Below are 14758 nucleotides of genomic sequence, written 5' to 3'. Positions count from 1 at the left end.
GGCGGTCCCGCGGCCCCGTCTGGAGGACGGCCTCAGAACTTGTTGCGCGGGGTGATGCCGAGCGACATGCCCGACAGGCCGCGCTGACGGCCGCCGAGCTTGCCCGCGATGGTCCGCAGGGCGGAACCGGCGGGGGAGTCGGGGTCGGTGAGGACGACGGGCTTGCCCTCGTCGCCGCCCTCCCGGAGCCGTACGTCGATGGGGATCTGGCCGAGCACCGGCACCTGGGCGCCCGTGGTCCTCGTCAGCCCGTCGGCGACCACCTGGCCGCCGCCCGTTCCGAAGACGTCGACCATCTCGTCGCAGTGCGGGCACGGCAGCCCCGACATGTTCTCGACGACGCCGACGATCTTCTGGTGGGTCTGTACGGCGATGGAGCCGGCCCGCTCCGCGACCTCCGCCGCGGCCTGCTGCGGCGTGGTGACGACCAGGATCTCGGCGTTGGGCACCAGCTGGGCCACGGAGATCGCGATGTCGCCGGTGCCCGGCGGCAGGTCCAGCAGCAGCACGTCCAGGTCGCCCCAGTAGACGTCCGCCAGGAACTGCTGCAGCGCGCGGTGCAGCATCGGGCCGCGCCAGACGACCGGTGCGTTGCCCGGGGTGAACATGCCGATCGAGATGACCTTCACGCCGTTCGCGGACGGCGGCATGATCATGTTCTCGACCTGGGTGGGACGGCCGTCCGCGCCGAGCATGCGCGGCACGCTGTGGCCGTAGATGTCGGCGTCGACGACACCGACCTTCAGTCCGTCGGCGGCCATGGCCGCCGCCAGGTTCACGGTCACGGAGGACTTGCCCACACCGCCCTTGCCGGAGGCGACCGCGTAGACGCGCGTCAGCGAGCCCGGCTTGGCGAACGGCACCTCGCGCTCGGCGGTCGTACCGCGCAGCGAGGCCGCGAGCTCGCGGCGCTGCTCGTCGCTCATCACGTCCAGGGAGACGTCGACGCCGGTGACGCCCTCGACGCCCGAGACGGCGTCCGTGACGCGCCGGGTGATCGTCTCGCGCATCGGGCAGCCCGAGACGGTGAGGTAGACCGTGACGGCGACCGCGCCGTCGGATCCGATCTCCACCGACTTGACCATGCCGAGATCCGTGATCGGCTTGTTGATCTCGGGGTCGTTCACCGTCGCCAGTGCGTCGCGCACCGCGTCTTCCGTAACCATACGCACGATGGTACGGCGCGGGATCCGGCCGCGGGGGCCTCCGTCAGCGGTCGACTTCGTCACGTCCGCCGGGGTGCCCTGACGGGAATAGCGCGGCCGCGGGTGGTTGCGTCGGATCCCCGACCACGCCGGTCCCGGCCGCTCCCGACTCCGTCCCGTCGGCGTCCGGCATCCCGTACTCGGCCTCCCGCCAGTGGTCGGGCAGCAGATGGTCCAGTACGGCGTCGACGGTGACCGCACCCAGCAAGGCCCCCTCGTCGTCCACCACAGGGGCCGCGACCAGGTCGTAGGCGGTCAGACAGCAGCTGACCGCCGGCAGCGGGGTGTCCGGGTGGAGCGGGGGCAGTTCGGTGTCGACGAGGGGCGCGACCGGCGCGTCCGGTGCGCTCCGCAGCAGCCGCTGGACGGGCACCGTGCCCAGGTACGGGCCGGTGGGCGGCTCGCCGGGCGGCCGGCAGACGTAGACCTGGGCCGCCAGCGCCTGGATCAGCTCCCGCTCGCCGAGCCGGGCCAGGGCGTCGGCGACGGTGGCCTCCGGCGGCACCACGACCGGCTCGGTCCTCATCAGGGCCCGTGCCGTGCGCTCCTGCTCGGCCTCGTCCTCCGCGTCCTGCCCGAAGTTCGGGCGCTCCCCCACCGGGGACGACACCAGGAGCTCCTCGGGCGGCAGGCCGCTCAGGGCGGACCAGTCGACCGTCAGCGCCTCCCCGCGGTGCCGGGCGGTTCCGCCCCGGTCGCGGTGCGCGCAGATCCGGTCGACCTCCCAGTGCGCGCGGGCCGGGTGCCGGTGCACCTCGACGTCCAGGACCGTGACCTGCTCGCCCGAGTCCGCGAGCCGCACCCGCCGGTCCAGCAGCTGGCCGAGGACGAGCCGCTCGTCCGGCCGCAGGCCGAAACGGCGCATGCTCACGGGGCCGGACAGCGTGACCTGGCCGGACTCGAGGCCGGTCGCCCGGGAGACGGGCACGAAGACGGGACCGTGCCCGAGCACCTCGACGACCAGGCCCACCAGCCGGGGCGGACGGTCGACCCGGAACGTGGCCACGAGGTCCCGCACCCGCCCGACCGGGCCGCCGTCGGGGCCGAAGACCGGGACCCCGGCGAGATGCGAGAGGAAGATCCGAGGGCCGTCTGCCGCCATGCTCAACGCCTCCTCCACTGCCGCGGCGGGCCACTGGGAACAGACCGCCGGGTTCGTACGAGGAGCGAAACGGATTGCTCCGAAATGGCATCGTTCAACGGCTTCAGGCTAGCCCGTACCGATCCGTGGCGCTGTCCCCGGAGGCCCGGACGACTGCCCTCCGGAAAGCCCTCCGACCCCGGGTACGCTGCGGTCTGCCACCCCCACGCGTATGAGAGGCAGTGCGCTCGTGACCGCTCTCCCCCCGGGTCCGGCAGCCCCTGTGCGCCGGGCCGCGCTCCCCGTCGTGCTGTGCGCGGCGCTGGCCACGGCCCTCACCGGGTGCGGCGAGGACCCGGACGCGGGGACGAACGGCGTCGGCAAGCTGGAGGCGCCCGCCATCGAGAAGAAGGCCAAGGCGGCGGCCGACGCGGCGGACGCCGTGCGCGTGGCGGGCACGCTGGTCTCCAAGGGCGGCACGTACAAGCTGAACATGCGGCTGAAGAAGTCCGGCGGGGTGGGCTCGGTGACCTCGAAGAACTCCACCTTCGAGCTGCTGCGGGTCGAGGACGCCCTCTTCCTGAAGGCCGACGCGGGCTTCTGGGTGCACGCCGACTCCGACGGCAAGGGCGCCGACGCGGAGCCGAGCAAGGAGGACGAGGCCGCTGCCGAGAAGCTCGACGACAAGTACGTCAAGGTGCCCGAGGACGACCCGGCCTACAAGCAGCTGCGCGGCTTCACCGACATGAACGTCCTGCTCGACGGGCTGCTGGGCCTCCACGGCAAGCTCAGCAAGGGCGACCGCGGCACCATCGGCGGTGTCCGCACGATCGAGATCATGGGCGGCGAGGGCAACGGAGGGACGCTCGCGGTCTCACTCGAGGGCAAGCCCTACCCCCTCCAACTGGACCGGGCGGGCGACGCGGGCGTTCTCACACTGGGGGAGTGGGGCCAGGACTTCCCGCTGGAGGCCCCCGCCAAGGACGAGACGGTCGACTACGGCCGCCAGCTCCCGCGCGCGAGCGACTAGCCCACGGCGCCGGATCCGCTCCGCTGCGGGGGCGTGCGTCGCGGACCTCGTTACGCCGTGGTCCCTGCGGCCGGCCCCCGACGGCGACCCACGGTCCTGGGCTCGCGGCGGTGCCGAGGCCGCGCCGCGGTGTCCGCGGTCGGCGGGTCCCGGTGGTCGGCAACCGCCGCCGGTGGCCACGGTGGATCCGTGGCCGGCGACCTCAGTGGCGCTTGCGGCCGCGGCGGAGGAGCCGGGGCAGGGCGGCCGGGACGGGACGACGGGTCGTGGCCGGTGTGGGCAGCGGCACGGCGGCCAGCGCGTCCTCGGGATGGTCGGTGCTGGACCCGCGCGGCTCGAGCCGCAGCACCCGGCACTCGCGGCCCCAGCGCTCCGTCATCCGCTCGCCGTCCGGGGCGTTGAGCCGCTTGCCCTTGAGCTCGCCGACGGCCGCAGCCCAGGCCTCGGAACCCGGCGCCAGCTCGGTCACCGCGGCGGTCCATGAGACCAGCCGGCCGCCCTTGTCCTTGCTGCGCACGGTGACCTCGGCGGTGGAGCCGTCCGCCAGTCCGGGCAACGGCTGCTCGCCCGGCCCGTCGCCGACGACATGGGCCGCGCCGTCGTGCCACGCATGCCACAGCGCCCGGTCGGGGCCGCTGCCGCGCACCCAGATCAGACCGGACTTCTTGGTGGCCTCCTCCACGAGGGCCTGCCCGAGCAGGGGGTCCTCGGCGGGGCGGGCGGAAGCTTCGTTCATACCCCGCAGCCTATTGGAGGGACGCCCTTCTAGAGCCAGCCGTTGCGCTTCAGCGTGCGGTGGATGGCGAGACAGACCCCGACGATGCCGATGAGCACCATGGGGTAGCCGTACCGCCAGTGGAGCTCGGGCATGTGGTCGAAGTTCATGCCGTAGATCCCGCAGACCGCGGTCGGGACGGCGATGATCGCGGCCCAGGACGTGATCTTGCGCATGTCCTCGTTCTGGGCGACGGTCGCCTGCGCCAGATTGGCCTGCAGGATCGAGTTCAGCAGCTCGTCGAAGCCGATGACCTGCTCCTGCACCCGGGCCAGGTGGTCGGCGACGTCGCGGAAGTACTTCTGGATGTCCGGGTCGACCAGCCGCATCGGGCGCTCGCTCAGCAACTGCATGGGCCGCAGCAGCGGGGTCACGGCCCGCTTGAACTCCAGCACCTCACGCTTGAGCTGGTAGATCCGCCCGGTGTCGGTGCCCCGGGTGCTGCCCTTCGACGGCGCCGAGAACACGTCGATCTCGATCTCGTCGATGTCGACCTGCACGGCGTCCGCGACCGCGATGTAGCCGTCCACGACGTGGTCGGCGATGGCGTGCAGCACCGCTGAGGGGCCCTTGGCGAGCAGCTCTGGGTCGTCCTGCAGCCGGTGGCGGAGGTTGCGCAGGGAGCCCTGGCCACCGTGCCGGACCGTGATCACGAAGTCGGGCCCGGTGAAGCACATCACCTCGCCGGTCTCGACGACCTCGCTGGTCGGCGTCAGCTCGGTGTGGTCCACGTAGTGGACGGTCTTGAAGACCGTGAACAAGGTGTCGTCGTACCGCTCCAGCTTGGGCCGCTGGTGCGCGTGCACGGCGTCCTCGACGGCCAGCGGGTGGAGGCCGAACTCGGCGGCGATGCCGGAGAACTCCTCCTCGGTCGGCTCGTGCAGGCCGATCCAGGCGAAGCCGCCGCCCTCACGCACCCGCAGCATCGCCTCGCGCGGGGTGAGGCAGCCGGTGTTCTCGAGGCGCTCGCCGTCGCGGTAGACGGCGCAGTCGACGACGGCGGTGGACGCGGAGGGGTCACGGGTGGCGTCGTACGCGCTGTACGGGCCGACGCTCTTGCGCAGGGCGGGGCGGACCGCTTGACGCAGGTCACGGATCATCGACATGGCAGGCTCCTTCACGGAGGGGCCGCCGGTGCGAGGCGTGGCACAGCCCGGAATGGGGACGTGTCTCGATACGTCCGCAAAGCGGGCGGCACCGCGGGACGCGGTGACGGCGTTCGCTACAGACAGTCAGGCAGGGGAGTCGTGCTCTTCCGTCATGCGCGGTGCCGTGGAACTGACGGTGCGAGAAGCCCTCAGCGGAACGAGGGGAGGAGTCGCGCGGAAGAGCGGTTGGTACTGCACGGTCGACTTCGATCCATCGCAGCCCCACCTCCTCCGGCCGGTCCCCCGTGAGGGATGACGTGTCGTCGGGATCCGAGAACCATGCTTCTGCATGTTGTCCCGAGCAGGCGGCCAAGCCTATCAGCCGACTGAGGGCCAATCCCTTCCTTTGCCCGTTCCTGATGCGATCTATGCTCGCGGTATGGGAGAAGTTCTTGCTCTGGTCGAGGCGCGGCTGCGCAGCGCGTTGGGTGAACCGGACGCGCGCGCCGCGGTGACCTTTCTCGGTACGGACCGGATCGAGGTGCTCCGGTTCGTCGACGGGGACGTCGTCCGCTACGCCACGCTGGGCATGTCGGCCCAGCCGATGACCGACCCCCGGGACCCCGTCGCCGACCCGGTGAAGGGGCCGCGCGCGGAGCTCGTCCTGTCGGTGCGCGCCGGGTCGGCCGACACCGACAAGGTGCTGCGGCCGCTCGCCGTTCTGGCCTCCGCCCCGCAGGTGGAAGGCGTGATCGTGGCTCCCGGGAACTCCATGGACGTGGGCGAGCCGCTGTGGCCGGGCGCCCCGTTCACTTCGGTGCTGGTCGCCGAGTCCGGCGGCCTGGTGGAGGATCTCGAACTCGGCGACCCCATGGATCCGGTCCGGGTTCTGCCGCTGCTGCCGATGACGCCGAACGAGGCCGCGTGGAAGCGGGTGCACGGTGCGGGGAAGCTCCAGGAGCGGTGGCTGACGCACGGCACGGACCTCCGCGACCCGCTGCGGAAGCCCGTGCCCCTGACGTGACGTCGGCTGTCGTGGGCGATGTGTGAAGTGACGCATCTCATGGCCGAGTCGGCCGAAGCCGCCGAACCCGCGGAGTCGGCCGTGTGGGCCGAGTCGGACCGCAACCGTCAGGTCCGCCGGGCTCGGAGGAGTGGGGGCCGGGCTCAGTCGGCGAGGGCCGCCACGCCGTCGCGGGGCACGTGGACCGGTGCGGCCCCGGTGCCCTCCGCGGTGAGCGCCGTCCGCCGGACCTGGACGATCGCCGCCCCGCACACCGCCGCGGCGCCGGCGACGACGAACGGCGCACGGGCGTCCGTCCACTCCGCGATCTTCGGCGCCAGGAACGGGGCGGTCGCCGCCGCGAACCAGCGGACGAAGTTGTAGCCGGCGCTCGCCACCGGGCGCGGGGCGTCGGACACCCCGAGCGCCAGTTCGGTGAAGACGGTGTTGTTCACACCGATCAGCGCACCGGACAGGACCGTGCAGACGACGGCGGTGGTGTGGCCGCCGTATCCGAGTACGACCACGTCCGCCCCGAGCAGCAGCAGGGAGCCGGTCAGCACCCGCAGCGAGCCGTGACGGGCCTGCAGCCGCGGTGCGATCAGGACGGAGAAGACCGCGAGCAGGGTGCCCCAGGCGAAGAAGACGGCCCCCGACCGGTACGGCGACATGTCCAGGACGAACGGGGTGAAGGCCAGCACCGTGAAGAAGGCGTAGTTGTGGAAGAAGGCCGCCGCGGCGGTGGACGCGAGCCCGCCGTGGCTCAGCGCGCGCAGCGGATCGAGCAGCGACGTCTTCGCGGACGCCCTCGGCTGCTCCTTGAGGAACACGGCGACGCACAGGAAGCCGAGCGCCATCAGGACGGCGGTCCCGAAGAACGGGTAGCGCCAACTGGCGTCGCCCAGCACGGCGCCGACGAGCGGCCCGCAGGCCATGCCGAGTCCGAGCGCCGACTCGTACAGGAGGATCGCGGCGGTGCTCCCGCCCGACGCCGCGCCGACGATGACGGCGAGTGAGGTCGAGACGAAGAGGGCGTTCCCGAGGCCCCATCCGGCCCGGAAGCCGACGAGTTCGCCGACCGAGTCCGAGGCGCCGGAGAGTGCCGCGAAGACGACGACCAGCACCAGTCCCGCGAGGAGCGTCCTGCGCCCGCCGATCCTGCTGGACACGAAGCCGGTGACGAGCATGGCGACGGCGGTGATCAGGAAGTACGAGGTGAACAGCAGTGAGACCTGACTCGCCGTGGCGTCCAGGCCCTTGGCGATGGACGGCAGGATCGGGTCCACCAGGCCGATGCCCATGAAGGCGACGACGGACGCGCCCGCGGTGGCCCAGACGGCCTTCGGCTGACGCAGGATGCCTCCCGCTCCGGCCGGCTGCCGCTGCTCGCCGGCTGCGGCCCGTCCGGTGAACGGATCCTCTGCGCGCATGGGTGCTCCTCCGCTTTCTCCCGTTCGGATCGTTGCGGTATGCAGACAATAGATTAGAGAAACTAACTAATGCAAGATGCAAGTACATTTCCCTGCTGAGGGCGGGTGAAACCGCCGTGCGGGACGGGTGATCGTCCTTGACGCGGCGCCGGACGGGTAGGACCGTGGGGCGCTATGAGGGGCGAACCCAGTTGCCCGAAGTGTGGTGGCCGGGTCAGGGCGCCCGGTCTCTTCGCCGACACGTGGCAGTGCGATGTGCACGGTTCCGTGTATCCGCTGCAGCCCGTGATCCCGCCGAGCGTCGAGGCCCTCAGCGTGGTGGTGGCCCGTGCCCGGGTGCCCGTGTGGATGCCGTGGCCGCTCCCGGTGGGCTGGCTGTTCACCGGCGTCGCGTACGCCGGCGACGACCGCAGTGGCGGGCGGGCCACGGCCGTGGCCTGCTCGGGCCCCGGACCGCTGGGCGGTGTGGGGGAGTTGCTGCTCGTCGCCGAGGAACTCGGCGTCGGTCTCGGCGCCCGCTTCGCCGGGATCGACGGGCCGGACCCGGGTCCGCACATGACCGTCGACACCTCGCCCCAGGCCAAGGTGCTCGCGGCGGGCCGGCCGACGCCGCTCTGGCACGTCAACGACGCCCCGGAGGACCGCGCGGTGTTCGCGGGCGAGGCGCGGGGGCTCTGGCTGTGGGCGATCGTCTGGCCCGAGTCGACCGGCCTGCTGATGTACGACGAGCTGATACTGACCGATCTGCGGGACGCCGGCCAGGAACTCGAACTGCTGCCCTGCGGGGCGCTGTCGCCACGCCTGCTGATGTGACGGCGGGCGGTCCGTGCCCGTGTCCCGGCGCGGACCCGGCCGGTGCCGGCGCGGCCGGGCGACCCGGTCCCGGTGATCCGGGGTCGGGCGGGGCCCGGTGCGGGTGCGCAGGTGCGAGGGCCGTCGGGCGGGGCCCGGTGCCGGGGCCCGTGTGCACGGGCTGGGCGGGGGTCCGCGATCGGAGGCGGTGCCCGGGGCCGTCGCGGGGCTTCCGTGAATACGACCCGGCTCCCGGCGTGCGCACGTCCCGTGACGGTCTTCACGTGACGAGCCGGTCGGGGCGGTGCTCGGGTCCCCGTTACGATTGAGCGTCAGCCCGTCCGCCCCGAGCCCTGGAGTCCCGCGTCGTGCGCATCGACCTGCACACCCACTCCACGGCCTCCGACGGGACGGACACCCCGGCCGAGCTGGTCCGCGGAGCGGCAGCCGCCGGACTCGACGTCGTGGCGCTCACCGACCACGACACCGTGGGCGGCCATGCCGAGGCGATCGCCGCGCTGCCCGAGGGGCTGACCCTCGTCACCGGTGCGGAGCTGTCCTGCCGGACCGACGGTGTGGGCCTGCACATGCTCGCGTACCTCTTCGACCCCGAGGAACCCGAGCTGGCGCGTGAGCGCGAACTGGTGCGGGACGACCGGGTGCCGCGCGCCAGGGCCATGGTCGGCAGGCTCCGGGAGCTGGGTGTTCCGGTCACCTGGGAGCAGGTCTCCCGGATAGCCGGCGACGGCTCGGTCGGCAGGCCGCACGTCGCCGCCGCGCTCGTCGAACTCGGCGTCGTCCCCGACGTGTCCGCGGCCTTCACGCCCGACTGGCTCGCGAACGGTGGCCGTGCCTACGTGGAGAAGCACGAACTCGACCCGTTCGAGGCGGTCCGCCTGGTGAAGGCGGCCGGCGGGGTCACGGTCTTCGCCCACCCGCTCGCCGTGAAGCGCGGCGCGGTCGTGTCCGAGGAGGTCATCGCCCGGCTGGCCGCGGCCGGTCTCGACGGCATCGAGGTGGACCACATGGACCACGACGGGCCGACTCGGGCCAGGCTGCGCGGACTTGCCGCTGAACTCGGTCTGCTGCCCACCGGTTCCAGCGACTACCACGGCAGCCGCAAGACCTGTCTGCTCGGAGACTTCACCACCGACCCGGAGGTCTACGGCGAGATCACCCGCCGTGCCACCGGCGCGTTCCCGGTTCCGGGCACGGGCGGAGCGCCCCGCCGCCAGGACTGAACGCTGCACTCGGCCCGGGCCCGGCCCGGTGCCGCCGCTCGTGTGCCGCGTCCGCCGCCCGAGCCGCCGCGCAGCACGTATGCGCGCTCTGACGTACGGACCTCGCGGCCTCCCGTTTCCACCACCCCAGTTGCCCGACACCCCTGCAAGGCCTCACCGTGTTCGACGTCGCCGTCTTCGGCTCCCTGTTCCTCACCCTGTTCGTGATCATGGATCCTCCCGGGATCACCCCGATCTTCCTGGCCCTCACCTCCGGCCGCCCCGTCAAGGTCCAGCGCCGGATGGCCTGGCAGGCGGTCGCCGTCGCCTTCGGTGTGATCACCGTCTTCGGCATCCTCGGCCAGCAGATCCTCGACTACCTCCATGTCTCCGTGCCCGCGCTGATGATCGCGGGCGGTCTGCTCCTGCTCCTCATCGCGCTCGATCTGCTCACCGGGAAGACCGACGAACCCCAGCAGACCAAGGACGTCAACGTGGCCCTGGTGCCGCTGGGCATGCCGCTGCTGGCGGGTCCCGGGGCGATCGTCTCCGTCATCCTCGCGGTGCAGAACGCCGGCAGTGCCGCCCAGCAGGTCTCGGTGTGGGCCGCGATCGTCGCGATGCACGTCGTCCTGTGGCTGACCATGCGCTACTCGCTGCTGATCATCCGTGTGATCAAGGACGGCGGTGTGGTGCTGGTGACCCGGCTGGCGGGCATGATGCTCTCGGCGATCGCCGTGCAGCAGATCATCAACGGCATCACCCAGGTGATCCAGGGCTCCTGACCGCGGACCGCCGGTGGATCTCGCCCCGCACGCACGACGCCCCCGAACGGACCCTTTCCGTTCGGGGGCGTGGTACCGGCAGGCGTTACGAAGCCGCGGCCTCGGTCGGCCGGATGTAGATGCGCTGGCCGATCGCTGCGGCCTGCTGCACCATCCGGCTCACGGAGGCGGCGTCCACGACGGTGCTGTCCACGGCGGTGCCGTCGACGTCGTCGAGTCGCATGATTTCGAAGCGCATGAAGAGCTCCCCTCTGGCCGTCTGTGTATGTACCTCTCAACGGAATGTCATCTACAAACATTCCCTACGCTAAAGAAAATTTTTGGATGGCTAACTACTGGCAGGTAGGGCCGGGCCCGCTCACAATGGGGTCGTCATGAACGACTCTGAACTGTCCGAGATGAGCGCCCGCCTGGAGCGCACCAACGAGCTGCTCCAGCGCATGCTCGCCGAGGTCGCCAAGACCCCGTCCACGCATGCCATCTTCGTCGACGCGGGTTACGTCCATGCTGCGGCCGGGTTGCTTGTGGCGGGGACCGAGGACCGGCGCTCCTTCGATCTCGACGCCGAAGGGCTCATAGAGGCGTTCATCGACAAGGCCCGCACGATCTTCGCGGACAGCCGGCTGCTGCGCGTCTACTGGTACGACGGCGCCCGGCGCCGCATCCACACGGCCGAGCAGCAGGCCATAGCGGAACTGCCCGACGTGAAGGTCCGGCTGGGCAACCTCAACGCCAACAACCAGCAGAAGGGCGTCGACTCCCTCATACGTACCGACCTGGAGTCACTCGCCCGGCACCGGGCGATCAGCGACGCGGCGCTCGTCGGCGGGGACGAGGACCTGGTCTCGGCGGTGGAGGCCGCCCAGGGGTACGGCGCCCGGGTCCACCTGTGGGGCATAGAGGCGGCGGAGGGCCGCAACCAGGCGGAGCCACTGCTCTGGGAGGTCGACAGCCAGCGCACCTTCGACCTCGACTTCTGCCGCCCCTACGTCACGCGCCGACCGGTGACGACGTACGAGGACGACAGTCCGCCCCCGTCCCGTGACGACGTGCGCTTCGTGGGTGCGCAGATAGCCGCCACCTGGCTGGCCGAACGCGGCCGGGAACCGATGGCCGAGTTGCTGCCCGGACACCCCTATCTGCCCGGCCCGGTCGACCAGGACCTGCTCGTCGAGGCGGAGAAGCTCCTGAAGCACTCCCTGCGGGGCCACGCCCATCTGCGGCGGGCGCTGCGGGACGGCTTCTGGGACCACCTGCACGGTCAGTTCTGACGCCGGGCGGGCGGATCCGGGCCCGTCGGGCCCGCGCCGGTGCCGGAGGGCCGGTTCCGGGCCCGAAGGCCGCTCCGGAGTCCGAGGTCCGGCTCGGGGACGGGCCGGCGGTCCCGGCCCCACGGTCGGCCCCCGGGGCGCACGGTCAGTTCCGGGACCAGAAGTCCACCAGTGCCGCCGCGGTCGGCGCCGGGCGGTCCGTGTTGGGCGAATGCTCGGCACCCTCGATCACCGTGCGGCGCGCCCCAAGCCGCACCGCCATCTCGTCCAGCAGCGGCACCGGCCAGGTGTCGTCCCGCTCGCCCGACAGCACGTGCTTGGGCAGCGGTCCCACAGCGGCGAGCTCGTCGACCCGGTCCGGCTCCACCGTCAGCTGGCGGCCGGTGGCCAAGAGCTGTGCGGGACGGTGGCGCAGCCAGCGGCGCCGCAGGTCCTCCCCGTCGGTGGCGGCCTCCTCCGGCGGGTCGAGTGCCCGCATGGCCTCCCAGACCTCGCTCATGTCCATCACCGCGAGCGCGTCGCTCAGCAGTTTGACCTTGTGCTGCTGGGCGGGGGAGATACGGGCCGGGCCGGACGACACCAGCGTCAACGTCCGGAACGGGCGTACGTCGAGGAGGACCGCGGCCCGGGCGATCTGACCGCCCAGCGAATGGCCCACGAGGTGCACGGGTGCGTCACCGGTCGCCTCGGCCTGGGCGAGCACGTCCCGCGCCAGCTCGGACTGCGCGTAGGCCGCCTCGTCGTCGGGACCGTCGGTCTCGTACTGGCCGCGACCGTCGACGGCGACGGCCCGGAAACCGGCCGCTGCGATCGGCTCCAGCAGCGCGATGAAGTCCTCCTTGCTGCCGGTGTACCCGGGCAGCAGCAGCACGGTCCCCCTGCGGGCACCGGCGCTCTCGTCCGGCTCGGCATCCAGCACGGCGAAGTCCCCGCGGCTGGTGCGGAGCGCTCGGGCGCGGGCGCAGGAGGGCGGGAGGAACGTGGGCGGCCGGCTCATGCGGACGAGATTACCGGGGCGTTAGGCCCTCCTGACCGCGCACGGCTCGTCGTGGCACGGCCGAGGGCCCGCCGCCCCGGTAGGGACGACGGGCCCTCGGCAAACGGCTCAGGCCTCCGGCTGGGTGGCCTTGGCGCGGGTGCGGCGGCGCGGCTTGGCCGGTTCGTCGGTGGGGGTCTCGGTGGCCGGTGCCTCGGTCGCGGTGTCGGCCGTGGTGGCCTTGGCGCGGGTGCGGCGGCGTGGCTTGGCCGGTTCGTCGGTGGGGGTCTCGGTGGCCGGTGCCTCGGTCGCGGTGTCGGCCGTGGTGGCCTTGGCGCGGGTGCGGCGGCGCGGCTTGGCCGGTTCGTCGGTGGGGGTCTCGGTGGCCGGTGCCTCGGTCGCGGTGTCGGCCGTGGTGGCCTTGGCGCGGGTGCGGCGGCGCGGCTTGGCCGGTTCGTCGGTGGGCGCCTCGGTGGCCGGCGCCTCGATCGTCGCCACGGCGGACCGCTCGGCGGTCGCGCCCACTCGGGTCCGGCGGCGACGGCGCGGGGTGCGCGGCGCCTCCTCCGCCGTCTCCCCGACGGCTCCCGGAACCTCGACGGTCACGGGCGCCTCCGCCTCCAGCGAGGCACCACCGCGCGTGCGGCGGCGCTGACGCGGGGTGCGGGCGGGACGCTCGGAGCGCTCGGAGCGCTCGGCCGTCCTCGTGCGTGATCCCGAGCGCGACCCGCGGCCGCCGGGCTCGCCGAGGTCCTCGAGCTCCTCCGCGTCCAGACCGGCGCGGGTACGCTCGGCACGCGGCAGGACACCCTTGGTGCCCGCGGGGATGCCCAGCTCCTCGAAGAGGTGCGCAGACGTGGAGTACGTCTCGGCCGGGTTGTTGAAGTCCAGGTCCAGCGCCTTGTTGATCAGCTGCCAGCGCGGGATGTCGTCCCAGTCCACCAGCGTCACGGCGGTGCCGGTCGCGCCCGCGCGGCCCGTGCGGCCGATGCGGTGGAGGTACGTCTTCTCGTCCTCCGGCGTCTGGTAGTTGATCACATGGGTCACGCCCTCGACGTCGATGCCGCGTGCGGCGACGTCGGTGCACACCAGCACGTCGACCTTGCCGTTGCGGAAGGCGCGCAGGGCCTGCTCGCGCGCGCCCTGGCCCAGGTCGCCGTGCACGGCGCCGGAGGCGAAGCCGCGCCGGGCGAGCTGGTCCGCGATGTCCGCGGCCGTGCGCTTGGTACGGCAGAAGATCATCGCCAGGCCGCGGCCCTCGGCCTGCAGCATGCGGGCGACCAGCTCGGGCTTGTCCAGGGAGTGCGCCCGGTACACGCGCTGCGTGATGTTCGCTACGGTCGCGCCCTCGTCGTCCGGCGCGGTGGCGCGGATGTGGGTGGGCTGCGACATGTAACGGCGCGCGAGGCCGATCACCGCGCCCGGCATGGTCGCCGAGAACAGCATGGTCTGGCGGCGGACCGGCAGCAGCTGGATGATCTTCTCGACGTCGGGCAGGAAGCCCAGGTCGAGCATCTCGTCGGCCTCGTCGAGGACGAGCGCCTTCACGTGCGAGAGGTTCAGCTTCTTCTGGCCCGCGAGGTCCAGCAGCCGGCCGGGCGTGCCGACGACGATGTCGACGCCCTTCTTCAGCGCCTCGACCTGCGGCTCGTAGGCTCGGCCGCCGTAGATCGCGGTCACCCGGACGTTGCGCACCTTGCCGGCGGTGAGCAGATCGTTGGTGACCTGGGTGCACAGCTCACGGGTCGGGACGACCACGAGCGCCTGCGGCGTGTCGGTCAGTTGCTCGGGCTTCGCCCGGCCCGCCTCGACGTCGGCGGGCACGGTGACGCGCTCCACCAGCGGAAGGCCGAAGCCCAGCGTCTTGCCGGTGCCGGTCTTGGCCTGGCCGATGACGTCGGTGCCGGAGAGCGCGACCGGGAGGGTCATCTCCTGGATGGGGAAGGGGGTCGTGATGCCGACGGCCTCCAGGGCCTCGGCGGTTTCGGGAAGGATCCCGAGTTCTCGGAAAGTCTTGGCCTGCGTAGTCAGGGTGTTGCCTCTTCTGTGAGACGCGGCGCGAGGCGAACGCTGGGGGTCCTACCGCACCTGGGTACGGGGCC

Annotated in this window: 14 protein-coding genes; 6 read left to right on the top strand and 8 right to left on the bottom strand. The window is 72.3% G+C overall.

What is annotated here, in order from left to right:
• Positions 1–32: 32 nt before the first annotated feature.
• Positions 33–1166: an Mrp/NBP35 family ATP-binding protein gene (locus O7595_RS10880; RefSeq protein ID WP_269728512.1), complete on the bottom strand. Its 1134-nt coding sequence runs from the start codon at positions 1164–1166 to the stop codon at positions 33–35.
• Positions 1167–1209: 43 nt separating this feature from the next.
• Positions 1210–2307, bottom strand: a complete 1098-nt coding sequence (locus tag O7595_RS10875; RefSeq protein ID WP_269728511.1) for a CBS domain-containing protein — start codon at positions 2305–2307, stop codon at positions 1210–1212.
• A 229-nt stretch (positions 2308–2536) separates the two neighbouring features.
• Here O7595_RS10875 and O7595_RS10870 point away from each other — a divergent pair, with 229 nt between their 5' ends.
• Positions 2537–3316, top strand: coding sequence for a hypothetical protein (locus O7595_RS10870; protein ID WP_269728510.1), 780 nt, complete (start codon positions 2537–2539; stop codon positions 3314–3316).
• Between the two features lie 202 nt (positions 3317–3518).
• Here O7595_RS10870 and O7595_RS10865 read toward each other — a convergent pair whose 3' ends face one another.
• On the bottom strand, positions 3519–4052 hold the full coding sequence (locus O7595_RS10865) for a hypothetical protein (RefSeq protein WP_269728509.1): 534 nt from the start codon (positions 4050–4052) through the stop codon (positions 3519–3521).
• Between the two features lie 29 nt (positions 4053–4081).
• Complete coding sequence (locus O7595_RS10860; RefSeq protein ID WP_269728508.1) at positions 4082–5197, bottom strand: magnesium and cobalt transport protein CorA; 1116 nt, start codon at positions 5195–5197, stop codon at positions 4082–4084.
• Positions 5198–5618: 421 nt separating this feature from the next.
• Here O7595_RS10860 and O7595_RS10855 point away from each other — a divergent pair, with 421 nt between their 5' ends.
• Positions 5619–6203 carry a suppressor of fused domain protein gene (locus tag O7595_RS10855; RefSeq protein WP_269728507.1) on the top strand — a complete coding sequence of 195 codons (585 nt, stop codon included), beginning with the start codon at positions 5619–5621 and terminating at the stop codon, positions 6201–6203.
• Positions 6204–6346: 143 nt separating this feature from the next.
• On the opposite strand, the gene O7595_RS10850 is transcribed toward O7595_RS10855, so the two are convergent.
• Positions 6347–7612 (bottom strand): MFS transporter, encoded by a 1266-nt coding sequence (locus O7595_RS10850; RefSeq protein ID WP_269728506.1) that lies wholly within the window; start codon positions 7610–7612, stop codon positions 6347–6349.
• Between the two features lie 174 nt (positions 7613–7786).
• Here O7595_RS10850 and O7595_RS10845 point away from each other — a divergent pair, with 174 nt between their 5' ends.
• The 3 genes from O7595_RS10845 to O7595_RS10835 all read left to right on the top strand — a co-directional run bounded on the left by O7595_RS10845 (position 7787) and on the right by O7595_RS10835 (position 10409).
• The gene (locus O7595_RS10845) at positions 7787–8425 is read left to right on the top strand and encodes a DUF6758 family protein (RefSeq protein ID WP_269728505.1); all 639 of its coding nucleotides are present in this window, start codon (positions 7787–7789) and stop codon (positions 8423–8425) included.
• A gap of 347 nt (positions 8426–8772) precedes the next feature.
• Positions 8773–9645 carry a PHP domain-containing protein gene (locus O7595_RS10840; protein WP_269728504.1) on the top strand — a complete coding sequence of 291 codons (873 nt, stop codon included), beginning with the start codon at positions 8773–8775 and terminating at the stop codon, positions 9643–9645.
• Positions 9646–9803: 158 nt separating this feature from the next.
• Positions 9804–10409, top strand: coding sequence for a MarC family protein (locus O7595_RS10835; RefSeq protein WP_269728503.1), 606 nt, complete (start codon positions 9804–9806; stop codon positions 10407–10409).
• Positions 10410–10494: 85 nt separating this feature from the next.
• On the opposite strand, the gene O7595_RS10830 is transcribed toward O7595_RS10835, so the two are convergent.
• Positions 10495–10647, bottom strand: a complete 153-nt coding sequence (locus tag O7595_RS10830; RefSeq protein ID WP_269728501.1) for a hypothetical protein — start codon at positions 10645–10647, stop codon at positions 10495–10497.
• Positions 10648–10807: 160 nt separating this feature from the next.
• On the opposite strand from O7595_RS10830, the gene O7595_RS10825 reads away from it, so the two are divergent.
• On the top strand, positions 10808–11680 hold the full coding sequence (locus tag O7595_RS10825; RefSeq protein WP_443071830.1) for an NYN domain-containing protein: 873 nt from the start codon (positions 10808–10810) through the stop codon (positions 11678–11680).
• 145 nt (positions 11681–11825) lie between these two features.
• On the opposite strand, the gene O7595_RS10820 is transcribed toward O7595_RS10825, so the two are convergent.
• On the bottom strand, positions 11826–12677 hold the full coding sequence (locus O7595_RS10820) for an alpha/beta fold hydrolase (protein ID WP_269728499.1): 852 nt from the start codon (positions 12675–12677) through the stop codon (positions 11826–11828).
• A 108-nt stretch (positions 12678–12785) separates the two neighbouring features.
• On the bottom strand, positions 12786–14585 hold the full coding sequence (locus O7595_RS10815) for a DEAD/DEAH box helicase (protein ID WP_269728498.1): 1800 nt from the start codon (positions 14583–14585) through the stop codon (positions 12786–12788).
• Positions 14586–14758: the final 173 nt, after the last annotated feature.

The organism is Streptomyces sp. WMMC940, assembly GCF_027460265.1.
Lineage (GTDB): Bacteria > Actinomycetota > Actinomycetes > Streptomycetales > Streptomycetaceae > Streptomyces.
This window is presented reverse-complemented; position numbering and strand designations above follow the sequence as displayed.